Here is a 25,586-nt window from a genome sequence, read left to right as displayed (position 1 = left end):
TATGGTCCTTTCATCCTTCCGGAAGGGTGGCAAGAAGCGCGTCCGCCTTTCCTTTACCCATCCCCAGGCCTCGTCCGTGAGCGTGGCGGGCAGCTTTAACGAGTGGAACCCCGCGGCCAAGCCGCTCAAGCGGGGCAAGGACGGGCAGTGGACGGCGGTCCTTGCGCTTCCCCCCGGCCGCCACGCCTACCGGTTTGTGGTGGATGGCAACGATTGGCGGGAGGATCCCTCTTGCACGGAGCGGGAACCCAACGCCTTCGGCGGGTTCAATAGTGTTCTCTCGGTGGGGTAGGGGAGAATGGGTGGGGGCTGCTGGTTAAAGCTGGGTGGGGGAGCCAGATTGGAAAGGAAGACGATTTCGGAGATCATCCAGATATTTTTTTCTGTAAGCCAAAATACTGCTTTTTTGTTAGTTTGAGCTTCACATTCTGAGTTAGTTGACAAAATAAATTATAACTAGTATAAAATACTATTGTATGTCATCTAATCTGACTCTTGAGGACAAGCGGCTTATACGTGACTATGTTTCCGCCGCTGAATCCGATCAAGACAAAATGAAAAGGAGGACAGAAATGTCAGAACGGTTCCAGGTTTCGCGGCAAACTATTGCCGCGATTACCGCTTGGACGAAAATTTGGGCTCAGAGAGTGTGTAATAAAGAGGCTTCCTCGGAGCAAGGTGGCACGAAAGTAAACTCCTCAAAATCTCATCAAATAAAAGTATCACCTCTCAGTGGTGCTTGGGTCGATTTTGAAAATAGTGAGATAAAAGAACAATGGAGACAAGTCGAAGCGGACTTTATCGACAGGCATATTGACAAAGATCCTGCCAAGAGGGCACAAATGAGAGTGCTCTGTACGCCCGGCATTAAATGCTACAAAGAAGTTCAACATTTGTTGAGTAAAGGTATTCGGCCTGAAAACATTTTGGCTGTCGAGCGCGAGAAGGCTGCCTGGGGAGAATTTGAATCAAATTGTCGTTCTGTTGGAATACGTCCGGTATTTGGAGACCTTCAAGAGATTCTTCCTCATCAGGTTCCTTTTGATATTGTCTGTATTGATTTCCTTGGACAGCTCTGTAAAGCAAACCTTCGCGTTTTACATACACTTCCACTGAAGGACAGAGCGATTATTTCCCTTAATATGCTGGCAAAGAGAGAAAGTGCTGAAATTCAAGAGGAATTAAGCCAATTGAAGATGCAATATGATGGTACTCATAGAAGTGAGCAGTCTCGCATACAGAAAGAACTGTTACGCAGACCATCAGTAACGACTGAACGCTCAACAACTCTTCAGAATGCGACGGACGCACATCTTCTTCATTTGGCTGAGGAGACAAGGCGGCAGACAGATCGAGCTATCTCAGAAAAATTTGAACCTGTATCCGAGGAAGTAAGAGATGTCACCCTTTGGTCCGCCATGCGTCACGCCGGAGCTTTGAATGAACAGCAGTGGAAGTTCAACAATATGTTTACGCCTTTCCCATTTCATCCAACTGATGTTGCTGAAGGTCGGACGGACTCAATGAATAAATACGTTATACTTTCTAGGGCGTGCACGAAAATATTCGGTCCAGATATTCACCGCGTTGAAGCATGGCTGCACGCAGGGAAACTTTTAGGAGACAGTGAGTTGTATTACAGTTGGGATGCTCTCGCTTTGTGTTCACATATAGGACTCCGTCAAATTACGGCTTTAGAAAAGTACAAGTATTTGAGTCGTGTTGGTAAAGCGCCTAGTCCATTTTTCACTAATTTAGCGGTAGTGGAAAAGCCAAAACAACTCTATCAAGACGTTAATGCCAGCGCCGCTTTCTTATTGCAGAGTGTCCGTCAATGCATGCGAGATACCGCCTCGGAAATCAAAAGCGATTATCAATTTATCTTTGAAAGATATGAAATGCCGTTACGAGAGCATGCGGTTCCTTGCGGTACCGATCGCCTGGCAGGCATGTATATTGCATCTGGAACCGCCCGTAGATGTCAGCGTATTTCTGTACAGGCGTTGGCAAATGACTTTCTGCGTTTCAATTCTGGAATGGCAAGTTACCCACTCAATGATTACCATGCCGTTCAGCAGGTTGAGAGAAAGGCAATTACGTGAGCCTAACCAGTCCCATCCCCACGCCTCGTCCGTGAGCGTGGCGGGCAGCTTTAACGAGTGGAACCCCGCGGCCAAGCCGCTCAAGCGCGGCAAGGACGGGCAGTGGACGGCGGTTCTTGTGCTTCCCCCCGGCCGCCACGCCTACCGGTTTGTGGTGGATGGCAGCGATTGGCGGGAGGATCCCTCCTGCGCAGATCGCGAACCCAACGCCTTCGGCGGGTTCAATAGTGTTCTCTCGGTGGGGTAGGGGAGAGTGGGAGAGGACTATTAAATTAGCACAAGCAGTTTCCTCTACTTGTGTTGTTCGTTTGTTTCAGGATAGTTTCGCTAGCTGACGACCATACAATAACTTCTGAAATCCAATGAATACCGAACGAATCTTCGCAACGCTTCCGAGGGCATTTTCGGCGTCTGCGATGGCGTGGTACTTCAGGTTCAGGAGTTTTGGCAGCTTCTCTTCGTCTAACTCTTCCACGCCACTATCTATGTACTTACTCAATACAAATTCCAGGAATTCCTGCTGCTTGTCGTCGAGTCCCTTGTAAATGGCTTCGCTTGCGCCCTCCACCCTCTTTTCTCTGGTAATCGGCTTGATGGCAAAGGACACGTAGGACAGGACATCGAAGAGGTCACTATCTTCCGCAGAAATCAGCTTCTGCAACGTTTCCAGTTCGTCCTTGCCGTATCCCAGTTCAGCAATTTTCTCCAGAAACGCCTTTCGTGTGCTTGGGTTTGACCAAATTTTTCGTAGCTCCTCTTCGCTGGAAAAGAAATCAGGCAGGGAACCAAAGAGATTCTGCAAAAACTCTTCAATGGAAATGGGCTTGCCGTCCGCGCTCCAGAAGGAGGTGGCAACCATGTGCTGAATCTCCCGCTCTTTTCCATCGCGCAATTTTATTTTCAGGATTCTTCTCGGAGGCGGTTCCTCATCGTCATCTTGTCCTCCCCCATCATCCATCGGCGGCTCAAGCGGTTCAGGCTCCTTTGGCGGTTTTTCAGTCGTCTCGTCTATCGGCTCACCGTCCCAAGTGGGGTCGGCAAAATGCTTGTAAGCATCCACGAAGTCCAAAATGGTGAAGTACTCCTTTCCTTCGAAGAGTCTCGTCCCGCGTCCGATAATCTGCTTAAACTCAATCATGGAGTGCACGGGGCGCATGAGAACGATGGTACGGATGTTTCGGGCATCCACCCCCGTAGAGAGTTTTTGCGAGGTCGTGAGGATGGTAGGGATGGTCTTCTCGTTATCCTGGAACTCCCGTAGATACTGTTCTCCCCTTGCTCCGTCATTTGCCGTCACGCGCACGCAGTAGCGGGGGTCGGTGCTGGTCTTGTATTGGTTAATCAAGTCGCGCACGGCCGCCGCATGCGATTGGGTTGCGCAGAAGACGATGGCCTTCTCCTTCTGGTTTATTTCGGCAAGTGCAAGACGCACCCGCATTGCTTCGCGTTCCTTTATCTCGATGATGCGGTTGAAGTCTTCCTCCTCATATATCTTCCCTTCCTCAACCTCCCCTTCAATAATCTGGTCGTCCGAGGTGTACACGTACTCGTCCAGGGTGGTCTTGATGCGCTTCACCTTGAATGGTGTAAGGAAGCCGTCGTTGATGCCTTCTTTCAGGGAATAGACATAGAGGGGTTCGCCGAAGTACCTGTAGGTATCCACGTTGTCCTTCCGCTTCGGGGTCGCCGTGAGGCCGAGTTGTACGGCAGGGGAAAAGTATTCCAATATCCCCCGCCAGTTGCTTTCGTCATTCGCCCCTCCACGATGGCACTCATCCACGATGATGAAGTCAAAGAAGTCAGAAGGATAGGAACCGAAATACGGCGTCCCTTTCGGCCCACTCATGAAGGTCTGGAAGATGGTGAAGAAGATGCTACCGTTCGTCGGGACGCCTCCCTTCTTGCGTATATCAAGCGGGCTGATGCGTACCAGCGCGTCTTCAGGGAATTTTGAGAAGGTGTTGAACGCTTGGTCTGCAAGGATGTTCCTGTCTGCAAGGAAGAGGATTCTTGGCCGCCTTTCCGCGTCCCGTTTCAGGTTCCAGCGGGATTGGAACAGCTTCCATACAATTTGGAAGGCGATTGCCGTTTTACCCGTCCCCGTGGCAAGCGTCAGCAGCATCCGCTGTTTATTGTTGGCTATGGCGTTCAGCGTCTTCTCCACTGCGATTTCTTGGTAAAACCGCATGTTTGCGTCCCCAAATAAGTTCTCAAACGGCACGGCGGCAAATCGGTCTCTCCAGTTATTCTCATGCGGGTACAGCCTCGTCCAAAGCTCTTGGGGGGTCGGGAATGCCTTCACCGTCCCTTCCTTTCCTGTTTTCATGCATATCTCATAAATCTCCTTTCCGTTGGTGGCATAGGTGTAATCAATGTGCAGTTTCTCCGCGTAGGCCTTTGCCTGGGCTACGCCTTCCGATGCCTCTTCCCTGTCGCTCTTGGCTTCCACCACCGCCACCTTTTGGTTGTTGAACACAAGGATGTAATCGGCAATATCGCGCTTGCCGCGCGTCCCTCCCACTTGGATTCTTCCATCGTTAATATGGAACTCACGACGGATTCTTGAACCATCCACTTCCCCCCAGCCGCTTTCGCGGAGTTTAGGGTCTATCAGTTCGGCGCGTGTTTCTGATTCGTTCATATTTTGGAAGGACTATAGCTCACCAGCAAAGGCTTTAGAAAGAAGGGATTGCTTCAGCTCATCAAGTGCAACTATTTTTTTCAGATAAATGGATTCGAGACAGCGGGTCGTCTCGAAATAATGTTTGATTCTATTGATTATGACTTCCTGTTCGGAAAGCGGTGGCAGCGTAATTACAAATTTTGCAACACTTTTCGCCCCAAGGTTCGGTTGGGCAGCGCCATTTTGATACTCCTTAATTTTTCCTTGACCGTGTGGGCTGATAAGAAAGTAGAAAAGAAAATGGCGATTTAGCGATTCGCAAGGACGAATTATGACCAAAGAGGATGCTACCGCGCCCTGAGTGAATGGTTCAACTAAAGCAGTTTTTCCAAGCGTTGCACCACGCAAACAATAGACCAAGTCTCCCTCCCGGATCTTTCCACTTCGTAGCGTGTCGAATTTTTTCCGTGAGATATAATTCATCTCGTTCTGGGATAGAGTCCCATCTGGTTGAATGTGTCCTGTGTTAATCCACGGTATTCCAGAAGACACATACTCCTTTCGATTCGGGTAGTTTTTTCCTCGGTCTCCGTTCTCAAATGCACAAACTTCCTTTAACGACTTTTTCGGCCATTCTCCTCTGCCTTCGGTGAAGGCCGCATTTAGATAGCTTTCAATAAGTTCTTTAGAATTTTGAAGATTCTTTTCAGCATTCTCCTTTGCCTTTTCTATCGCTTCAAAGGATTTATCGAGAATGGAGACAATGCGTTTTTGTTCGGGAAGTGGGGGAAGGGGGATTTCTAGAGAATACAGAAGGCTTTGGTCTAAATGCGGAATTGCAGCGCCAGTTTTTTTAGAATTGAATAAATAAAATTGAAAATCCAAGAAAGTATGTAAGAAACGTGAATCTAATTCATTATTATGTTTAATCTTCCCCATTGTCGAAGCCAATACTCCATTAAATCCTTGAAACATTTCACCAGAATTGGAACCGTCACAAATAATAATCATTTCATCTGTATTCACCTGCACTGAATTCCTATCCTTTATCGAGACATATTCAGCATTACTTGTACCTCGAAGAAACTTTGCAGTGAGATATGGAAGACAACCTTCTTTTCTCTCTTTTAATATTAGAGGCTTGCGACCTTTAATAATCTTACAAACTTCGCCGAGTTTTTGGGTTTGCCACTCTGATTTCATAGATGGTCAGAAGGAACACTAACAAAGCTTTCACCTCGTCTAATAAGCTCTGCATAAGTTAATATTTCTATACCATGTAAGGTATGGTTAAGCCTTCTCAATCCCTCTTTTTTTTCTACCTTCCATGTACTGCTATTTCCAATGAGGATAAAGGCTCTTGGTTTTAGTAATGAAACCTCGATGCCGTAAGATTTCTTAATTTGTTTTTCAATTTCTAATACTTGCCTATCAATCTCACATAAATAATTTGCTACTTGACCGATAGCAATGTTCGAATTTCTTGACCAAGCCCATGACCCTCGATGACTTTTATCTTCTTCAAGCACTTCAAAAGAGGGTAGTTTTATCTCGAGAATATCAACAAAGTTATCGAGTGTTGGAAATAAATAATCAGGCATTATTCCATTAATGTTGATTTTTTGTTTCTCAATAGGTTTTTTGTAGTTGGCACCAAAAAGCCAATTATTTGCATATATCCAATTCTGCCAAGAATCAGAACCATCCGTTTCGGGATAGCTCTGCGTAAGGCGTTGCTTAAGATTATCAATAACTTTCTTCCGCTGAAGCACTAATTGACCAGCAACTATTTTATCTGCTAAATCAGGGTCCGATTCGCTAAGAGAGGCCCAGAAGTCTTCGGAATAGCCTAGCAACAACAGTTTTTCTATTATATCCTTTTTATTTTTGTCAGTAATTATTATGACGCTACTCCCGCCTTCAGAATCTTTTTCAGCATTCACAAGCTGAGTAATCAGTTCATGATTTGGCAGTTGCCAAGAAGCTGCTTGCACCATATCTAAATACGCCTTGAGGAAATTTTCGTGCATGTCTTCCCTGACCCAAACAGTGTGTTTCCATGCCTCTCCTTCTTTATAACTACTCTGCATTTCAATTATGTTTCCCTGTGGGGGGTTGCCAATTGCTTCTGATGCAATCAAATATTTGTTCTTTTGTATCTCAACCAATGAAACTTTGAAATGCGCCTTCTCACATATTTTTTTTGCCTTAATTTCTTTCCTAACAAAATGATTCATATGAAACTTCAGTGAATAACACTGTTACTGATTACTTGTAATAGATTTGCACTTTCCATATCCAAATGTTTCATCTCCTCCAAAATCTCTTTTGGGTCCCGCAATACAGCCTCCCCACCCCCATTCGGGTTCTTCGCGGAAAGGTCAAAAGTACTCTGGTCTATATCAGCAACATCCACGCTCCATGAGTTTGCAGAATCCGCTTTGGTTTTCTGTAGCTGCACAAACTCCTCTAAATCTATTTCATTAAGGGGATTCGTCTTACCTAAATTGCGTTTTAGGTTGAGTTGGTAGTACCACACTTTCTTCGTAGACTTCCCTTTTTCAAAGAAAAGAATGACGGTTTTCACCCCTGCCCCCGTGAATGTCCCGCCAGGCAAATCCAATACCGTGTGCAGATTGCACGTTTCTAGAAGGTGCTTGCGTAAAGACACTGCGGCATTGTCCGTATTGGAGAGGAAGGTGTTCTTGATGACGATGCCCGCCTTGCCGCCCGCTTTCAGAATCTTAATGAAGTGCTGGAGAAACAGGAACGCCGTTTCCCCCGTTTTTATGGGGAAGTTCTGTTGCACCTCCGCACGTTCGTTCCCTCCAAAGGGGGGGTTCGCCAGCACCACGTCGTAGCGGTCTTTCTCCTGTATATCGGAGATGTTTTCGGCAAGCGTATTGGTATGGCGGATATTGGGGGCTTCTATACCGTGCAGAATCATGTTCATAATCCCGATGATGTACGCGAGGGATTTCTTCTCTTTGGCGTAGAAGGTTTTCTTCTGCAGCGTCTCCACGTCTTTGGTGGAGAGTTTCTTGCTGTGCTTCAGGTATTCATACGCCTCCACCAAGAATCCCGCTGACCCCACCGCGCCGTCATAAATAGTTTCCCCGATTTGAGGGGCAACTACCTTCACAATGGTCTTAATCAACGGGCGGGGGGTGTAATACTCGCCTCCGTTCCTTCCTGCGTTCCCCATCTTCTGTATTTTGCTTTCGTAGAGGTGTGACAATTCGTGCTTCTCTTTGCTCGTCTGGAAGTGCAGGCTGTCCACGGTGTCCAGGATGCCTCTCAGGGTATAGCCGCTTTGGATTTTATTCTTCAGTTCGCTGAATATTTCGCCAATCTTATACTCAATCGTATCGGGACTCTCGGCCTCATGCTTAAACTTCTTGAGGTACGGAAACAGCTTGTTATCAACGAAGTCCTTCAGGTCGTCGCCCGTGAGTGCCTTTTGGTGGTCAATCTTCCCATCCTTCGTCTTGGGTACTGCCCATTTTTCCCAGCGATACTGCGACTCTATGATGTTGCTGTAGTTTTTTCCTGCCAGCTCCGCTTCTTTCCTTTTCGTCTCTTCCAAATCGTCGAGGTACTTCAGGAAGAGTATCCATGACGTTTGTTCGATGTAATCCAGTTCCGTTCCCACGCCAGCATCTTCCCGCAGGATATCGTCAATGTTCTTGAAGGCCTGTTCAAACATGGAGAGGGGTCAGAATGATTCATACACACAATAGCATTGTTTGGCTGTTTCTAATAAAGTCATTATTGAGAGCAGACGATATAATATCACTTAGAAACGTAAATTGAAGTAATTCAAGAAGTACATAGGCGTCTTCAATATTTGGTGTTGTCTATCAGAGTTTTATCACGTAAATTTATGTCTATTCTACGTAACATGTTTGAAAGATTTTTCGGTCAACGGTTGGACGAAAAAACTAGGGATCTAGCGACCTATATTTATGCCTTACTTACAGAGAATGGAGTGAAGTGTGACATTTTTTTTCTAACAAAGACTTTATATCTCTGTGACGTTGCAACATATCGATATACAGGTAGGCAAATTACTAATCTAAGTTGGGAGTGGTGGGATTATGGTCCTTTTGATACTAAAATTTATGATTACAGAAAGGATCTAATACATAGAGGTGTTCTAGGTCCTAATGACATTGAAAGTAAAATAAAACATCAATCGGTTGCTTACGTTCATATCCAAAAACTCTCGGATTTAGAAGCCGCAATTACTAAGAAGGTCGTGTTACAAGTTAAGGATTTAGATTTCAATGGCTTGAAGAATTTAGCGTATAAGACACCGCCGATAGAGGCTGCACAACAAAAAGGACTGAAGCCTGGAGTGAAAGCCAAATTAGATTTTAATACAATTACCCGCAAGGAGATTGGGCTTACTACACAAATTTCCTGATCCTCTCTTGGCACAAGCCTTGGCGAGAGGTGCCTGCTTTCATTGCAACAATTTGGAGTATCTTCTTCCAAATTCAATTTCGCAGGTAAAGAATAAATTTTTCATTTGTCTTTCTGATTTTGATTTGAATCTCCAGAAAGTTCCCATAGCAATTTGTACATCGCAAGATGACCACAAGGGTGAAAAGTATTGTATAACTTTGAGTAGCACCCTTTTCCCAAAGGCAACCTTTGTGAATTTACGTTTTGTGCAAATGATGAATTTTGAATTTTTCAAGAATAGAGCGCTGGCTCGAGAAGTTGAAAAATATGGTGATATTGATCAGAAAGATATCGAAGCCATTATCAATGCCACAAAAATATATCCAATTCCTACCGATTCAAAGCGTCGAGAAGAGTGGCAAGCGATATTGTTACTTATCAGGCCCGATCTATCCATTGATTTGACATAGCATTTGTAAGGCATCACTTACTGTTAGTGCTTCAGCATCTACAAAGTTACAAACCGATAGTGGAGGCACTATATGCTATCCTCCCCTCATGCAAGCTACCAAAATATCCGTCTCCTCAGCCCGCAAGCCCGAATCCATCGGCCAGCATGTCCTTATCCAAGGATGGGTCCGCACGCGGCGGGACAGTAAAGGAGGCTTTAGCTTTTTGGACATCAACGACGGCTCCTCGCTCCACGGTCTGCAGGTGATAGCGGAGAAGTCGCTCCCCGATTATGAGTCCGAAGTGCTCAAGCTGATGACCGGCTGCAGCGTTTCGGTGGAGGGGACGGTGACGAAGTCCGTGGGAGGTGAGCAAGCCACGGAGCTCAAGGCCGAGAAGCTCACGGTGCACGGATGGGCGGACGAAACGTTCCCGCTCCAAAAGAAGCGCCACAGCTTCGAGGTGCTGCGCGAGTGGGCGCACCTGCGCCCCCGCACCAACACCTTCGGCGCACTCCTGCGAGTTCGCAACTGCGTGTGCCGGTCCATCCACAACTTCTTCCAGGAGGAGGGGTTCCTGTACGTGCACACGCCCATCATCAGCACCAGCGACTGCGAGGGGGCGGGGCAGATGTTCCGTGTGACCACGCTGGATGCGGAAAAGCCGCCGCGGACGGAGGAAGGTGGGGTGGATCACGCGCAAGATTTTTTCGGCAAGCAGGCTTTCCTCACGGTCAGCGGCCAGCTGGAAGGGGAGGCGTGCGCCACGGCCATGGGGAAGATCTACACGTTCGGCCCCACGTTCCGTGCGGAGAACAGCAATACCACGCGGCACCTGGCGGAGTTCTGGATGATAGAGCCGGAGATGGCGTTCTGCGATTTGGAGGGGGATATGGACTTGGCCGAGCGGTTCCTTCGCAGAATCTGCGGCGACGTGCTGGCGCAGTGCGCGGAGGATGTGGCGTTCTTCAATGAGCGCATCGATACCACCGTGCTGGAGACGTTGAAGGCCATGAGCACGTCCTCGTTCGCGCGTATGTCCTACACGGAGGCCATCGAGGTCCTGCAGAAGAGCGGGAAGAGTTTCGAGTTCCCGGTAGAGTGGGGGACGGACCTCCAATCCGAGCACGAGCGGTACCTGGCGGAGGAGCACTGCAAGAAGCCCGTGATCCTCTACGATTACCCACGCGCCCTCAAGGCGTTCTACATGCGTCTCAATGAGGACGGCAAGACGGTGCGCGCCATGGATGTGCTCGCCCCCAAGGTGGGGGAGATCATCGGCGGCAGCCAGCGCGAGGAGCGGCTGGAGGTTCTCGAAAAGCGCATGGTGGAGCAGGGGCTCAACCCCAAGGATTACTGGTGGTACCTGGACCTGCGCCGGTACGGAACAGTGCCGCATGCGGGGTTTGGCCTCGGCCTGGAGCGCCTCGTGCAGTTCATCACCGGCATGGGTAACATCCGCGATGTGATTCCGTTCCCAAGGACGCCGGGGAATGCGGAGTTCTAGAAGGAGGGAAAGGCAATCGGGGAGCGATGAACGATGAACAAAGAAATTGCGCAAACATACGGCAGCTTCATTCTTGCGCCCTCCCACGGTGCATTTCATAATCCTACCATGGCACTCACCACCATCACCTTCGAGACACTGTTGGAACGCAACGGGAAATTATTGGAGAAGAAGGGAGTGGACCCCGAAACCTTGAAGAATATCTGGGAAACGATCGAAGGCCTCACGGGGCGGCAGCGCCGCAAAGTGTTGGATCTCTTTTCGAAGCGGGAGGAGCTGGTCGTCCTCGCCTCCACCCGGAACCAGCGGCAGGCGTACGGCGCGGAGCAGTGGGAGCAGGACTTTATGCGGTTGGGGGACGTGGAGCGCTGCGAGGGGACGGAGAAGGAAGGCCGGGAACTGCGGGAATTCCTGTGGAGCAAGGTGCCCAACTCCCGCTTCAAGCGGTTCCAGGAACTTTTCTGCAAGCCCGAGGAGTACGTGGTTCCCCCGTTCCGCTTCGTGGGGAAGAATGTCGTCTCCTACGGGCGCGGCACCGACTTCCACGCCATGAGCCTGCGGGGGTGCCTGGTGAGCCCGGACAGGATTCCGGATGACTTGGCGCAGAACATGCGCTTGTGCGAGTTCACGGAGGAGGAATACCGCCGACCCGAGCTGCGGCTGCGGAAGAAGCATGCGGCGGTGGAGCGGTTGAAGATGATGTGGGAAGCCGCCGAACCGCTGCAGCCCAAGCACCATCGCATCCTCGTCATTTCTTCCCCTTCGGAAGAAGTGGCGCAACGGTATACAGGTGTGGAGGGCCCGCATCCGGATGCGCTCGGCACCATCCTCTACGTCCGCGAGAACGGCAACGGGGACGCCGCGCACCCCCGCACGGCGCAACACTTTTCATCCGCCTACGGCGCCTACCGCAAGACGCTCCATGAGGAACGCCTCTACAAAAAGGAGCTGGAAGACCTCACCGCTTTGCAGACCAAACTGGAAGACTTTATCCAGGAGTGCGATGCCATGTGGAAGCATCCCGAACAGCGCGAGGACCTCCGCGCGAAGGCGGGTGCCATCGTTGGCGAGTGCATCACCGCGCTGGAGCGCTGCTCAAACAAGTACAAAGTGGAAGCCCGTGACTTCGCGCGGCAGGCGCAGGGGCTGCGGGACGGCCTCGGACGCGAGAACATCTCCGCCGCCATGAGCAAAATGGTGGCCATCATCAACCGCTTCAACAAACGCTATGCGGATGCCACCCCCAAAGGAGGGTTCAACGCACAGGACCGCATGACGCTGGGGAGGCAGATCAAGCAGCAGCAGGACAGCCTGTTCCAGTACCGCAAGTCTTTGGAAGCGGGGAGCAAGGAACTCGCCCAAGGGAATGCGCAACCTCTCGCGGCGGCGCATCCGCAGAGCCTGGAACGCGTGACCCTGCAGCCTCTCCGCTTCTACAGCGAACACCTGACCGCCATGCACCGGAGCCTGGATGCGTCCCTGGAACGGGGCGACCGGGCGGGGGTGATTGATACCGCCGTCCGCATGCACGTGTTCGGCAAGTTCCAAGCGGTGCGGAGCTGGTTTGAGAAGCTGAAGGAGGACATGGTGGATGCCCGCAAAGTTTCCGTACGCAACATCCGCGCATTCGTGGACGCGCTGTACCAGCTCTTCACCACGTACCAGGTGTTCCCGGACCACGAATTGAAACGGTACAGCGGCGCATTCAACGAGTTGGCACGGGGGCTGGAGGGGCTCCAGCGGGAGCTCTCCCTATACCAGGGCAAAGAGATGGACCTGGACATGCGGGAAGACCTCTGCCGGCACCTCAAGGCGTACGTGGAGCTGTACGACATCGAACAGTTGGCGAAAGCGTTCACGAAGTAATGCCAACGTACGTTGATTTCTGCTGCTTCGCGCCCCATCCCTTTCCCTCTATCTCTTGTGGTGTTTGCCCTTCCGGTATTCCTCCTTGGTCAGCAGGAAGAAGATGCCGGGCAGAATGCCGAGCGAGTTGACGAGGAGGAGCGCGATGAACCACCCCATTTTCCCCATGCGCGCCGCCCGCCACATGCCCCATGCCTTGAACACCGCGTCCGTGATGACGAGGAGGACAAAGATGGCGATGAGCGGCACCATCCACAGCATCCAGAATGAAGGGTCTTGCGTGTTGAACGTGTTCATCATGGAGGGCAGTGTATCCCTTCGTGAGGCGTCGGGCAATTTCCCTCAGGCTTTCCTCGTGCTCTGGAGCATCCGGCTGCGTCCGTCCGCCGTGGCGGACGAGACTACGCCGCGATCGCGTTCCCCATGGTTATCCTCTCGAGGCGTTAGGAAGCTTTCCTTGTGCTCTGGAGCATGACGATCTCCCTCCCCACGTACTGACCGGGGCGGCGGTAGACGAGCGTCGGGCGGCCGGTAATTTCGAGGTCCACCGCGGCGGGGATGGCCACGCGGAAGCCCATGTCGTGGAGCTTGTCCCACACCTTCTCCAGGCGCACCTGGCCTTTACTCGTGTACCACACCGGCCACGTGGCCACCACGGACACGCCGGGGAGGGTGGCGGCGACGTTGCGGAGGAATTCCTCCTGCAGGTCCTCCATGGCCGTCTTCAGCCTGCTCGCTTCCTTGAGCGGCGCCTTCTTCTCCAGCGGCGGTCCCAGCGTGGTCTCCGTCACAATCACGTCCGGGGGCGCTTTAAGTTCGAACGGCTTCCGCGCGTCCTGCTTCCACACCTTGCTCGTCACCTCCTTCTTGGGGATGCCGTGCTCCTTGCGGAGCCATTGCAAGTTCCGCTCACAGGCATGGACCGCCTTGAGGGAGTCGTCGGAGGCGAGCACGTTCCAGCCGCGGAGCATGGCCTCGATGGGCACCACGCCCGTGCCGCAGAAAGGGTCGAACACCGTGAGCTCCTTCTCGGCGTTGCCTCCCACCGTCCCGTGCACCAGCCATGCGCCGAAGTTGAGGAGGATCTGCGCCAGTTTGGGGGGCAGCAGCCCCACGCGCGTATCCCGCGCCGGCTTCTCCATGTCCCGCTTGGCGTAGGCGTTCACGTCCTGCGCGGCCACCGTGCGGCCCACCCACAGGTCATCCCCCTCTTTGATCAGCACCAGCTCGCACCCGTGGGAGCCGTCCAAAAGTCCCTCGTCGTGGAGGAGTACGGAGACGGCGGGAGTCCGCTCCGTTCCCACGTAGCGCGCGGGACGTCCGTGGCTGCGGAGTTCATTCTTGCACGTGCGGTACAGGTCGCGGATCTGCTTGGGGGGGAGGCCGAAGCCGCGGAGGCTGAAGGTCACCTTGCCGGCCACGCCTTTCACTTCGCCACGCAGGAGTCCCGGCACGTCTTCCAGCGTCACGGGCTTGTCGTGCGCCTTGCGGGCAATGGCCACGGTGCCGCCGAGCGTCTGCAGATACGTGGCGTCCAAGTCCAGCGTGCTCCCGAAGATCACCACTTCGCTCCCCAGCACGCGCTGAAGCTCGAAGTCGCGGATGGAAGCGCTCAGTTCCGCGATGCTGATATGGGGTTGGTGGCCGAGGAAGGCGGCGTAGGAAGGCATGGCGCTAGCATATCGTTCTTGGACAGCGGATCATAGCCCAGAAAGGGAAGGCAAAATGCAAAATGCAAAATACGGGCGGAAAAGCAAGTTGGAGAGGCATTTCCAATTTCGCATTTCTTCATTTTGCATTTCTCACGTTCTCTCATCCTGAGAAACAAGCCTGTGCGCCAACAGTATCCCCAACGTCAGGGCGACCGGCAGGAGGTGGACGAGGCCTCGTCCGAACCCCGTCTGGTTGAGCGCTTCCGAGGAGAGGGCGGTGAGGGAGAACAGGGTCGCCTGCAGGACGAAAGCCAGGAGCAGGAAACCCGTGAGGACGGCGAGGGGGGAGAAGAACGCCGTGCGGCGGGCGAGGACGATGAGGACGATGAGCAGGGGGAAGAGGAGGAGCCAACTTCCCTCGAAGAAGAGCATGATCGCCATCGCCTGCAAGGCTTCCGGCTGCCATTGGAGCGTGAATTCGCTCAAAGCATGCGCGTTGCCGAACGTCATGTTGTGGCTCCACTTATAGAGGAGGAGGGGGAAGGCCGTGACGATGAGGGAGCCGAGGAACCAGGCGGCCGCCACGTGCAGGTCGCGCCGGTACAGGCGTTCGAGGCGCCGGAACGTCATCAGGGTCCCCGCGACGGTGAGGAGGGCGAGGGGAAGGTACAGCACGAGCCCCTCGTTCTTCGTGAGGGGAAGGAGGGCGGTGAGCAGAGCGCAGAGGCGCAGGAAGGAGCGGCGCTCCGCGGGATCATCCGTGCGCGCGGCATGGAGGAGCATGGTGAGCGCGGCGAAGATGTGGGTGGCCAGGAACACCTCCGCGTACGCCTGCGTACCGTGCACGAGGAGGAGCGGCACGCTGACGGCGACGTATACGCTGAGGAAGGCCCAGGGCGCCGAAGCCATCCGCCGTACGGTGGCGTACAGCAGCACAAGGAGCGCCAGGAACCACACCAGGTGGACGCTGTCCACCAGCCCCTCGTTCCAGCGTCCCGCCAGGGTTGCGAGCCACGCCTTGCTGAGGGAGACCGCGGGAGGGTACGCGTTGAGCTGCCCCAGAAGGTCCTCCGTGCGGCCGGGCGCCGTGTTGCTCACCGTCTTCATCTCGTAGAAGATCTTGCCGCGGAAGTTCCAGTTCTTCACGGTGTCGTCGAAGGCGGGGGGCAGTGTGAGGAGGAGGAAGCCGCCGGTGGCCGCCTTCCCCGCCGTCCATATTCCCAGGAGGACGAGCGCGGCAAGCAGCCACGGCCGCAGGCGGGGCGAGGAAGGGAGCGGTACCGCGGGGGTACGCCAGAATTCCTTGCCGCAGCACCACAGCACGAGTGCCGTGAGGAGGAGCAGACAACCCAGCTGCACGGCCAGGAACCCGGGGAGCGTGAAGGGGAGGTCCGCAAGCACCGCCAGGAAGAACGTGAGCGTCATGGTGAGCGTGAGGCCGGCGAGGAAGCCCAGCGTCCAGCGCTCCAAGCGCAGGAGGACGGGCGTCCTCCCCTCCAGGAACCGCAGCAACAGGCAGCCGTTGAGCGCCGGGAGGATGATGCCGATGAGGAAGGCGGTGGTGAGGATGATCATGGGGTTGTCCCGTAGAGGAAAGACGTTTCGTCAAACTGCTGCAGAATGCCCCCTCCCTCGGCGATCACTTTGTCACCTTCGAGAAGGCGGCCTTGGCCATCCACGCGCACGTCGTTGCGGCGAAAGACCAGCCACGTGGCGGGGCGGGGGAGCGCATCGGTTTCCACCGGGATGCTGGGGTACGTGAAGTACCGTACGCGGCTCGGAAAGGGGAATCCGGGCGGGCACAGGAAACCGTACGTGGACGAGGCGGTGAGCGCGGGAAGGCTGAGATCCACCGCGCGGTAGAAGTTCTCGAACCGCCGGAATTCGCGTTCCTCCGGAGCGCGCGTGAAGTACGTATCGTAATCCCACTTGGCGTAGCTCAGGAATTCCGCCCCCATGCGCACGTCGTAGAAGAGCCACAGGCTTCCGGCGAGGGCGAGGAAGAGCAGTAAAGCGCGTCGGCGGGCATTCTCCCGCTTGGAACGCCATTGCCAGAGCCACAGGAGCAATCCTCCGATGAGGAGAACGCCGTAGAACAAACGGTTGGCGGACCAGCCTTGGGGCGGAGGGGCATCGAAGAGCGCGGCGCGGGAAACCGGCGCGGAACGCAGGATGGGACCCCAGAGGAAGTTGATGGCGGAAGCGTTGAACGTATCGAAGGTCCAGAAGGATTTCCAGGCGTTCCCCATCCTCTCGAACGCGTTGTACCCGTAGAAATCCATCGTCTCCACGGTGATGTCCGTACCGGCGGGGAAGGCGAAGCCCAGCAGGTCGGGGTGGCGCTTCCAGGCGGGGTAGATCGTGAGGTCCACGTGGTTCACCGTCGAGGAGCCTGCCTGGAACGCGAGGGGGAGCTGGTACACGTTGTTTTCCGGTGTGCCGGGCTCATGCCACAGCAGGAGGCCGCTCACTTCCCGCGGGGCGCTGGTTCGGATTTGGATGATGTCCACGGGATGCGGAAAATCCGTGAGCCGCGCCATGCTCCCCTCGGCGGCGGTGTTGATGCGGATGCCTTGTTCCGTCGGCTGCGCACCCGTCCATCCCTTCATCTGCCATTGCCCGGGCATGCTTCCGCCGGAAAAATCCCACAGGCTCGATTGCATGGCGACCGCGGATACAGGGAGGGCCAGCAGAAGGAGTGTGACGGGGAGGAAGCGGCGGATCACGAAGGGATTGTAATGCAAAATGCGAAATGCAAAATTGGAAATTGCCGTAACGTTCATTTTGCATTTCCCATTTCAAATTTCCCCTTGCTCTACTCTTCCCCCGCCACCCCGATCTCCTCCGGTCCCCCGGTCAGCACCGCCTTGATCCTCCGTACTCCCGCCGAGGAGCTCTCTTCCTTGCGGATCTTGAAGCCGCCGAGCATGGACGTGCGCGCCACGTGCGGGCCGCCGCAGATTTCCTTGCTGAAGATCCCCTGGGCGTCATTCCCCACCACATACACCTTCACTTCGGCGCCATAGCGGGCGTCGAAGACTCCCATGGCCCCTTCCTCCTTGGCGCCCTCCACCGTGGTCACGTGGAAGGAGACGGGAAGGTCATCCTTAATCGCCCGGTTCACCAGCTCCTCCACTTCCTTCACCTGCTCGGGCGTCATCTTCTCCGAGTGGTTGAAATCGAACCGCAGGCGCTCCGCCGTGATGTTCGATCCCTTCTGGGAAACGTGGTCGCCCAGCACCTTCCGCAGCGCGGCGTTCAAGAGGTGCGTGGCGGTGTGGAGCTTGGTGGTCGCCGACGAGTGGTCCTGCAGGCCGCCCTTGAACTTCTTCTCCGCACCGGCGCGCGAGAGGGATTGGTGCGCTTCAAACGCTTTCCGGAAACCTTCTTCATCCACCGAGAATCCCTGTTCCCCTACGATCTCCTTCGTGAGTTCCAGCGGGAATCCGTAGGTGTCGTAGAAGTGGAACGCAGCATCACCGGGAATTGTGCGGAGCCCTGATGGAACAGCTGAAGCCTGAGCAATAAATTTACTCACAATTTTCAATCCGTCCTGGAGCGTCTTGCCGAATTGCTCCTCCTCCTTTTGGAGGGTGTCCTTGATCTCCGCCTCCTTCTGCTTGAGGTGCGTGTACACGTGGCCGTACTGGTTGATCACTTCCGCAGCGATGCGCGGCGTGAACGTTCCACCATGCTCTATGCCTACGCTCCGCGCCGAGCGGATGGCGCGGCGGATGAGTCTGCGCAGGATATATCCCTGGTCCACGTTTGAGGGTTTCACGCCGTCGGCGATGATAAAGGTGGCGGAGCGCAGGTGGTCCACGATGATCCGCTGGTGACGGAGGTCCGCCTTGCCGCCGGCGGCTGGAAGCTGAAGGCTGACTGCTTCCAAGATCGGCTTCAACCTGTCCGTCTCGTACGCGCTCTTCACGCCCTGGAGCACGGCAGCCGTCCGTTCCAATCCCATTCCCGTATCCACGTTCCGCTGCTTGAGAGGGGTGAAGGTCCCATCGGCGTTCTTCTCGTACTGCATGAAGACGTCGTTCCAAATCTCCATCCACTCCTTCTCGTGCGTCTTCGGGTTCCCCTGCGGTTCGCCCACGCCCACCCAGTAGAACATCTCGGTATCCGGCCCGCAGGGTCCCGTGAGGCCGGCGGGGCCCCACCAATTGTTCGCTTTGGGCAGGAAGGCGATGCGCTCTTCGGGGATGCCGAGTTTCTTCCAAACCGCGGCAGATTCTTCATCCTTGGGCGCATCCTCATCCCCCTCGAAACAGGTGACGGCGAGCATTTCCACGGGGATCCCCAACGCTTCCGTGAGGAACGTGAAGCTCATCCGTATCGCTTCTTCCTTGAAGTAATCGCCCAGGCTCCAGTTCCCCAGCATCTCAAAGAACGTCAGGTGGGAAGCGTCGCCCACCTCATCAATATCCTGCGTCCGCACGCAGCGCTGCACATCCGTGAGCCTCTTGCCCGCCGGGTGCGGTTCCCCCAGGAGGTAGGGGACGAGCGGGTGCATGCCGGCCGTGGTGAAGAGGACGGTGGGGTCATTCTCGGGCACCAGCGGCGCGCCGGGGATGACGGCGTGTCCGTGGGACCGGAAGAAGTCGAGGTACGCCTGCCGGAGCTGGTCGGTGAGGAGGGGGCGCATACGCGGGGGAGAGTGTAGAGCGAAAAGCCTTACCGGGGCTATTTCTCCCGTACATCGGGTGAATCAAGAGTAGCGAAAAAGACGCAATTCTGCTATAATTATCTCAAAAGACACATGCCCAATCCGCCAGTCTCCTTTAACGCCCGGGGAAACCGTGCACAGAGCATCACGGTGATCCTCCTTGTGTTGGCCGCCGTCATCACGGTCACCACGCTGATGCTGCTCTTCATGCGCGGGCGGGAATTCATGGAATTCGAGCTCAAGCAGAGGCTCCGCTCGGTGGCGGCCGTGGCGGCGTCGCAAATTGACGCGGAAGACGTGGCGCGCATCAACACGCGCGCCGATACCACCGGCCCGGCGTTCCGGGAGGTGGTGCAGCGGATGAAGGGCATCATGAAGAACGCCGTGGACGTGAGTTCCGTGTACATCATGCGGAAGACGGAGGACCCCAATACCCTCGCTTTCGTGGCGGACGCCATTTCCCTCGATTCCTTCCGTGAACTGGACACCAACGGCGACGGAGTCTTGCAGCCGGATGAAGAGGCGCCTCAACCCGGCGACCCCTACGACGTGAGCGCGCTCCCCGAACTGCGCGAACTCTCCTTCCTGGGGCCCGCCGTGGACGAGGGGATCAACTCGGACCAGTGGGGGACGGTGATTTCCGGCTACGCCCCCATCCGCGACGCCAAGGGGGAAGCGAAGGCCATACTGGGCATCGACATGAACGCCGATGATTACGTGCGCCTCTCGGGCAGCGTGTTCTCCTCGTTCCTGTTCTTGCTCCTCCTCGTGGGCGCCACGTCCATAGCGGGGGGCATCGCGCTGCTCCTGCTCGAGCGCAAGATGACCATGTACCAGCAACTGGAGCGCGAGCGCATGGGGCTCCTGCTCCTCGCCTCGCACCAGCTGGGCGAGCCGCTCACCATCTTCAAGTACTCCGCGGAAGCGTTGCAGGATGAATTGGGCTCCTCCCAGCTCAAGGATGCGGTGAAAGACCACATCGCCTCATTGAACGAGGGCGTGTATCGCATGAACAACATCCTCAACGTCATGAAGCAGGCGGCGAAGATAGAGGAGCAGGGGGTGGAGGTGCACCCAGCGTGGTTCTACATGGATGCGCTCATCCGCGACGTGCGGGTGGCGTGCGAGCCGTACCTGCGCCGCCGGGAACAGACCATGGACATCGCGGTGGAGGGCGACATGCGCGCGTGGACCGACAGCCACCTCGTCACGAGCATCCTCATGGAACTCCTGGACAATGCCATGGGCTACTCCCCCAAGGGGACGCTCATCACCGTCAAGGCGGAGCGCCTGCGGAACCGCGTGCGCATCGCCGTGCGCGACCACGGGTACGGCATCCCCCCCGCCGATCTCCCGCGCCTCTTTACCAAGTTCGTGCGGGGCACCAACGCGCGCCTCCACCGGCCGGACGGCAACGGCCTGGGGCTCTTCATCGTGCAGGGGATCCTGCGCTGCATGGGCGGGCGCATTTGGCTGGAGTCGGACGCGGAGCAGGGGACCACCTTCACGTTCGAACTGCCGGTGGAGCCGGAGGAGGTGAAGCGGGAGGTGAAGATGGCGTGAGGCAGCGGGAACATCGTCACGCGGGAGTTCCCTGTGTTTCGTCTTGCCTCTGCACGGTGAGGAAGAACCGCTTACAGTCCATCACGGGCGCGAGACCCTCTTCCTGCAGCGTTGCGGCGACGGCGTGCATCACGTTGGGGTGGCTCATGGGGCCGTTGGCGCGGAGGATCCCCGCGGGACGCAGTCTCATGAGCGCTTGCTTGAGGATGGCGGTGAGGAGTTCCGCTTCACGCTCATCAAGGTGATGGTCATCGTTCTCTTCCTTCGGTAAGCGGTCCCTGATGGCGATGCACAGGCTCTCCGGGAAGATGATGCGGTCGAACGTCCCCGTCTCCGGCCAGGTCCCGTGCATGTCGAACGCCAGTGCGGGGAGGGGCGCCGCCGCGTCCGTAATGTCGGGGTCCGTATCCGTCACGAGGATGTTCTCCGCCGGAACGCCGAGCTCCGGCAGGAGCCGCTCGAGGTACGCCGGCATCGCGCCCACGCTCAACAGGCGCTTTCCGGGTTGTGAGAGGAGCGCCACGTCCTCCTGCGTCAGCAATCCCGTAGCCGCGTGGTGGCTGGGGCGGAAGCGCCAGAATTTCCGTTCCTCCTGCATCATGCCGGGTTCGTCCTCACGCAGCTTCCCCGCGAAGAGCCGCTCTTCCAGTTCCCGGACGCGTTCCACGAACGGCCGCTGCGATGCAGGCGCTTTCTTCCGCTTCATGGGCGCATGGTACCGAAACCCTCGCGGATCTTCAGGGAGAAATCGGGGTGTTCGGCGTACAGGAGCGCCGCGTCGTTGATGCGGTGCCGCGCGCGCGCCCCTTCAAACGTCAAATCCGTATCGATCAGACCCAGGTCATACGCCAGGCGGTCGGAATAGGCGGGGAGGAGCACCTTGAAGCTGAACGGTATCCGCCGCGGCGAGAATTCATGGATGTGCCGCACGATGTTGGTGGTGCAGGTGTTGGTCAACGTGTTGTAGAACTCCGGCTTCTCGCGGAGCGTGTTGGCGCGCTCCACCATGGAGAGGAACAGGCGCCGGATGACCTCGCGGGGGGCCCGGACCGGATACACGTACACGGAGTCTTTCCGATAATTGGACCGCAGCTTCACCAGGTCCCGCTCGTCGCCGATCACGTACATGAGCTCGTACTGCCTGAACAACCCGCGCAAGGAAGAGAACTTTTCGCCCTTCTCTTTGCGGATCTCGATGGAGATCCCCATGAAACCGCCCCCCCGGAAGCCGAAGCTGAGGAACGCATGCGCCGCCCCCTTCCAGTGCGAGAACGGCTCCACCACGTACCACAGGGATTCCAGGTCGCTGAGGCGGCAATCCTTGTCCTCGTAGGCGATGTCATACTCCGTCACAGTGCGGTAGGTGAAATTGCGGATGTTGCGGATGTGCACCGTGTCGCCCCGCACTTCCGCGGAAGGCAGAACCGCCTGGTCGGGGGACCAGTCCCGGTCGTTGGAGGGCCGCACGAACATCCAGCCGATCAGGACCACGAATGCCGTCTCAAACCATCGGCGCTTTTTGCCTTTCTCCAAATGCATGGGGGGATTCTACAGGGGGTCGGTGTGGGTGTAACGCATGAGGAAAATCGCTTAGGAAAGGATAAAAGTTGATGGAATGGCTGCGGGAAACAGGTATACTTCTTCGTGCATCTTCTTGCAGTACCGTGAAAGGGGATGACCCGGCTTTGTCCTGCGGGACTGCGCCGAGGCGGGAGGAGGTAGTATTTCTTCCTCCAGTGCTCGCGTTCATTAACACCACTGGGGATGACAGGCTTTCGACAGCGTGATACTCGTCTGGCTTCGTCTCCGTCCGGGATGGCAACGGTTCCCGCACCCAACGTTGCAAACCATAAGTGCCAGACTATCTGACACGTTCCGCGTAACCGGACGTCGCTTCGCGGCTTCTCTGAAGCCCGTGTTTGCGTTCGTTCCGGCCTATGCGTAATAAGTTCCCCTTTGCGGGAACACGTCTCTCCTTTGATTCTCGCTGGGAGGAAGAGGCGTCATCAGCGAGACAGGTCATCGCCTGACGCAACGGTGATCTGACCTTTCCGCGTCAACCCTTCCGGGTTCATTCTCGTTCCTTCTTGAGAATCCGGAAGAACCAGAAGGAACATGACGGTACAGACAACCAGTCGACACGTTGGACCCGGGTTCGACTCCCGGCATCTCCACCATTTGACTTTTTGAGCGTTTTCCTTCCTCAGAAATGGTTACGGGAAGCGAAAAACGAGCGGTTCCAAATCCGCGTTCCTTATCGAAGCGTAGCGGCTCATCGAAAAGGAGCTTCAACACAAGCCGCTGATCTTCAAAGATTCGAGTTTGCCACATCCCATAGGGATCTTTGATGTATCCGAGCATATGATCCAAGGCGGTTCCAAACTCATCTGAGTCTCTCTTGGACTTGCCCACCTTCTTTTCCAAATTTCGCCGCTCTTGTTGTAGCTCCTCAATTTGCTCCTCATATGCCCCTACAAGCGATTCCCTCTCCGTCTGCGAGATTCTCTTGGTGAGTGCCTTAATCTCGCTCTTAACCGCCTCCAAGCGGTTCCCACGCTCTCTCCTGGCGCTCTGTACATCCGCCATCCGGGAGTTCCATTCTTGCGTCATTACTGCTTTTATAAATTCCAATACCTCCTCCGTTGAACGAACATCGCTGAGGATTTTCTTAAAAGCATCCTCCATTACTTTCCGTTTCACGCTTTTTTGCCCGAACGCGCAGACTCGCGTTTTGCATCGGTAGTAAGGAAACAGGTTGCCCCGGCTCTGTGTCCAACTTGCCGTCAATCGCTTCCCACACCCATTACAGAGAACAAAACCACGCAGAGGGAAATCAGGATCAGAGTCTTTGCGCTCGGATACTCCCTGCCTCAATCCGAGGCGGTCTTGTATGCGCTCGTATGTTTCAAGGCTGATCAGCGCATCATGGTGGCCTTTCCTGCGTTCCACCTTCCACTTGGGATATTCCACGTATCCCGCATAGAGAATGCGCGTGAGAAGGCGCTTCACTTGCTCCAAATGCACCTTCCCGCATTGCTTACGATGATGGAAATTCTTGGAGTCCAAGAAATGCTGTACGTCCATCTGTTCAAGGAATCTCCCTGAAGCAAAACCCTCCAATGCCTCCTTGATAACTCCTGCCTTTGACTCATCAGGAACGAGCATTTTTCCGTGCCCCGGTATGTTCTTGAATATGTAGCCGGGGGGATTATCGAAGCACCAATAGCCGCTTTCGAGACGTGCCTTCATGCGGTTACACACCTGTCTCTTATTCTGGTTTCTCTCAAGCTCCGCAGCTCCTGCGAGCACGGTTTCCACAAATTTTCCTTCCGCAGAATCCTCAAATTTATAGCTCGGACTTTCAAGCTTTGCATTGCGCGTATAAATCGCGGTCTTCAATGCAAAATGAGCCTGCACATCACGCGCCCATCTCTTGATGTCATCCACAATAACGATAGTGGGAGCATCGAAGGGCTGTTCTTCAAGGAACACGAGCATCTCCTGCATCCCCGGTCTCTCTAACAGCCCTCCGGAAATCGCCTCATCCTTGAAGACGCGTAATACACTGTATTCCTGCGCCTTTGCATACTGCCTGCATCGTTGTTCTTGGCTCTTGATGCCGTTCCCTTCTCTCACTTGTTTCTCGGAAGATACCCGGCAATAGATGACTGCTTTTTGGTTCATGGCTTCAAGTTGTGCGTAGTAGTTGCTGAAGAATCCATCTGAAAACGCCAAGCTGAGAAAGGCCTACTGAAAATAGGGAAATTAAAGCAGCAATCATACAAACCATTGCGACGTTTCTTCTCCTGTGAACGGGCAAAAGCATTTTTGTTGTCTCTGTCTCGATCAGTTTGTTTGTATCATCTAGAGTTTGAGTCAATGGCATCAGTGCATTGTAGGTCTCAAGAAATCCTTTCGCATGAAACTGCTTCATGATCTCTCCAAGCTCTTTTCTTCGAGAATCAGCGTTGATGACGCGCTTTGTAGCATCAAGATCAATAATCCGCAGATAATCTTTCCGATTAAATATTTCGAGTATGATGGAAACGAATGCAAGAGAAATACCAATATACAGAAGCTTCGAGAGCAAATTGATTTGATCGGTACGGGAAAAGAAAAAGGAAGAAGCAGACAGTATTGCTACATTGAGCGTAATAAAGAAGTTGGTCGGACGATATGTTTGCTCACGGAGATATTCATTTTTATTCTCAGTGTTGGCACGGGCAAACTCATCAAATATCTCCATCAATTTGTCAGCAAATTGAGTAAGGACTTGCGTTAGATCGTGCCGTTGTTCGGATGGTTCAACCATGTGATGAATTCAAGTAACTTTGAGCGAAGAAATGAAACTGTCCAAGTCCTCACTCTTAATCCGATAATCTCTTCCCATTTTGTACGCAGGGAGATGCTTCGATTTCACATTGCGATACACTGTCATCTTGCTGACATGCAATTTTTCTGCGACTTCTGCCAATGTGTAGAACTCACGAGTTGATGATTGAGAGGAAATCATGGTAATTGACTGGAATATACTAAGATGAACTTTCGTTTACAAGGCTTGTTACGTGAACTCATCTTTGAAGTATTCATCAAGAGCGCGGTTGACCCATGCACGGGCAAGCGTGAGCAGCTCCATTGCCTCTTCATCAGTAAGTTGAGGCCTCTTGAGTATGCGCCTGCAATCGTCAGCGCTGAGCATCGCAGGCAAGCTTGCTCTTCGCTCATTGACTCAACGGTGACTTTGG

At 54.5% G+C, this 25,586-nt stretch carries 20 protein-coding genes and 1 other RNA gene; 9 read left to right on the top strand and 12 right to left on the bottom strand.

The genetic code is table 11. From position 1 onward, the window contains the following. Position 1: 1 nt before the first annotated feature. The 3 genes from WC698_03770 (at position 2) to WC698_03760 (ending at position 2,349) form a co-directional block, all read left to right on the top strand. The gene (locus tag WC698_03770; protein MFA6039353.1) at positions 2 to 292 is read left to right on the top strand and encodes an isoamylase early set domain-containing protein; all 291 of its coding nucleotides are present in this window, start codon (positions 2 to 4) and stop codon (positions 290 to 292) included. 184 nt (positions 293 to 476) lie between these two features. Next, positions 477 to 2,102 (top strand): hypothetical protein, encoded by a 1,626-nt coding sequence (locus WC698_03765; protein ID MFA6039352.1) that lies wholly within the window; start codon positions 477 to 479, stop codon positions 2,100 to 2,102. Beyond that, on the top strand, positions 2,065 to 2,349 hold the full coding sequence (locus WC698_03760; protein MFA6039351.1) for an isoamylase early set domain-containing protein: 285 nt from the start codon (positions 2,065 to 2,067) through the stop codon (positions 2,347 to 2,349). Before WC698_03765 ends, WC698_03760 begins: the two co-directional genes overlap by 38 nt. 66 nt (positions 2,350 to 2,415) lie before the next feature. On the opposite strand, the gene WC698_03755 is transcribed toward WC698_03760, so the two are convergent. From WC698_03755 to WC698_03740, 4 genes are read right to left on the bottom strand one after another with little or no spacing between them, the layout of a single operon-like run. Beyond that, complete coding sequence (locus WC698_03755) at positions 2,416 to 4,743, bottom strand: DEAD/DEAH box helicase family protein (protein ID MFA6039350.1); 2,328 nt, start codon at positions 4,741 to 4,743, stop codon at positions 2,416 to 2,418. 12 nt (positions 4,744 to 4,755) lie between these two features. Further along, positions 4,756 to 5,928, bottom strand: a complete 1,173-nt coding sequence (locus tag WC698_03750) for a restriction endonuclease subunit S (GenBank protein MFA6039349.1) — start codon at positions 5,926 to 5,928, stop codon at positions 4,756 to 4,758. Next, complete coding sequence (locus WC698_03745) at positions 5,925 to 6,962, bottom strand: Shedu anti-phage system protein SduA domain-containing protein (GenBank protein ID MFA6039348.1); 1,038 nt, start codon at positions 6,960 to 6,962, stop codon at positions 5,925 to 5,927. Before WC698_03745 ends, WC698_03750 begins: the two co-directional genes overlap by 4 nt. Positions 6,963 to 6,970: 8 nt before the next feature. Further along, the gene (locus WC698_03740; GenBank protein MFA6039347.1) at positions 6,971 to 8,431 is read right to left on the bottom strand and encodes an N-6 DNA methylase; all 1,461 of its coding nucleotides are present in this window, start codon (positions 8,429 to 8,431) and stop codon (positions 6,971 to 6,973) included. Between the two features lie 195 nt (positions 8,432 to 8,626). On the opposite strand from WC698_03740, the gene WC698_03735 reads away from it, so the two are divergent. The 4 genes from WC698_03735 to WC698_03720 all read left to right on the top strand — a co-directional run bounded on the left by WC698_03735 (position 8,627) and on the right by WC698_03720 (position 12,954). Further along, positions 8,627 to 9,151, top strand: coding sequence for a type II toxin-antitoxin system antitoxin SocA domain-containing protein (locus WC698_03735; protein ID MFA6039346.1), 525 nt, complete (start codon positions 8,627 to 8,629; stop codon positions 9,149 to 9,151). 7 nt (positions 9,152 to 9,158) lie between these two features. Then, complete coding sequence (locus WC698_03730; protein MFA6039345.1) at positions 9,159 to 9,602, top strand: hypothetical protein; 444 nt, start codon at positions 9,159 to 9,161, stop codon at positions 9,600 to 9,602. Positions 9,603 to 9,690: 88 nt separating this feature from the next. Next, on the top strand, positions 9,691 to 11,088 hold the full coding sequence (gene asnS / locus WC698_03725; GenBank protein MFA6039344.1) for an asparagine--tRNA ligase: 1,398 nt from the start codon (positions 9,691 to 9,693) through the stop codon (positions 11,086 to 11,088). Between the two features lie 108 nt (positions 11,089 to 11,196). Then, positions 11,197 to 12,954, top strand: coding sequence for a hypothetical protein (locus tag WC698_03720; protein MFA6039343.1), 1,758 nt, complete (start codon positions 11,197 to 11,199; stop codon positions 12,952 to 12,954). A 48-nt stretch (positions 12,955 to 13,002) separates the two neighbouring features. Here WC698_03720 and WC698_03715 read toward each other — a convergent pair whose 3' ends face one another. The 5 genes from WC698_03715 to WC698_03695 all read right to left on the bottom strand — a co-directional run bounded on the left by WC698_03715 (position 13,003) and on the right by WC698_03695 (position 19,257). Continuing rightward, complete coding sequence (locus tag WC698_03715) at positions 13,003 to 13,254, bottom strand: DUF5652 family protein (protein ID MFA6039342.1); 252 nt, start codon at positions 13,252 to 13,254, stop codon at positions 13,003 to 13,005. Positions 13,255 to 13,397: 143 nt separating this feature from the next. Next, complete coding sequence (locus WC698_03710; GenBank protein MFA6039341.1) at positions 13,398 to 14,624, bottom strand: RsmD family RNA methyltransferase; 1,227 nt, start codon at positions 14,622 to 14,624, stop codon at positions 13,398 to 13,400. 132 nt (positions 14,625 to 14,756) lie between these two features. Then, positions 14,757 to 16,181 carry a hypothetical protein gene (locus WC698_03705; GenBank protein ID MFA6039340.1) on the bottom strand — a complete coding sequence of 475 codons (1,425 nt, stop codon included), beginning with the start codon at positions 16,179 to 16,181 and terminating at the stop codon, positions 14,757 to 14,759. Further along, complete coding sequence (locus tag WC698_03700) at positions 16,178 to 17,332, bottom strand: hypothetical protein (protein MFA6039339.1); 1,155 nt, start codon at positions 17,330 to 17,332, stop codon at positions 16,178 to 16,180. Before WC698_03700 ends, WC698_03705 begins: the two co-directional genes overlap by 4 nt. 89 nt (positions 17,333 to 17,421) lie before the next feature. Further along, on the bottom strand, positions 17,422 to 19,257 hold the full coding sequence (locus tag WC698_03695; protein MFA6039338.1) for an alanine--tRNA ligase: 1,836 nt from the start codon (positions 19,255 to 19,257) through the stop codon (positions 17,422 to 17,424). Between the two features lie 114 nt (positions 19,258 to 19,371). Here WC698_03695 and WC698_03690 point away from each other — a divergent pair, with 114 nt between their 5' ends. Continuing rightward, the gene (locus WC698_03690; GenBank protein MFA6039337.1) at positions 19,372 to 20,841 is read left to right on the top strand and encodes a HAMP domain-containing sensor histidine kinase; all 1,470 of its coding nucleotides are present in this window, start codon (positions 19,372 to 19,374) and stop codon (positions 20,839 to 20,841) included. 16 nt (positions 20,842 to 20,857) lie between these two features. On the opposite strand, the gene WC698_03685 is transcribed toward WC698_03690, so the two are convergent. Both WC698_03685 and WC698_03680 read right to left on the bottom strand, forming a co-directional pair. Next, positions 20,858 to 21,547, bottom strand: coding sequence for a hypothetical protein (locus WC698_03685; GenBank protein ID MFA6039336.1), 690 nt, complete (start codon positions 21,545 to 21,547; stop codon positions 20,858 to 20,860). Further along, complete coding sequence (locus tag WC698_03680; GenBank protein MFA6039335.1) at positions 21,544 to 22,380, bottom strand: DUF4105 domain-containing protein; 837 nt, start codon at positions 22,378 to 22,380, stop codon at positions 21,544 to 21,546. Before WC698_03680 ends, WC698_03685 begins: the two co-directional genes overlap by 4 nt. A 221-nt stretch (positions 22,381 to 22,601) precedes the next feature. Between WC698_03680 and ssrA the strand changes: the two genes are divergently transcribed. Next, positions 22,602 to 23,018: a transfer-messenger RNA gene (gene ssrA, locus WC698_03675) on the top strand. A gap of 1,511 nt (positions 23,019 to 24,529) precedes the next feature. Here ssrA and WC698_03670 read toward each other — a convergent pair. Further along, a complete protein-coding gene (locus tag WC698_03670; protein MFA6039334.1) occupies positions 24,530 to 25,153 on the bottom strand; it encodes a hypothetical protein in 624 nt (207 codons plus the stop codon). Positions 25,154 to 25,586 lie beyond the last annotated feature (433 nt).

The sequence above is a fragment of the Candidatus Peribacteraceae bacterium genome (assembly GCA_041661065.1).
In the GTDB taxonomy this organism is placed as follows: Bacteria; Patescibacteriota; Gracilibacteria; order Peribacterales; family Peribacteraceae; genus CAIKAD01.
Note: the sequence above shows the minus strand (reverse complement) of the source record. Positions and strands in the feature narration are given on the sequence as shown.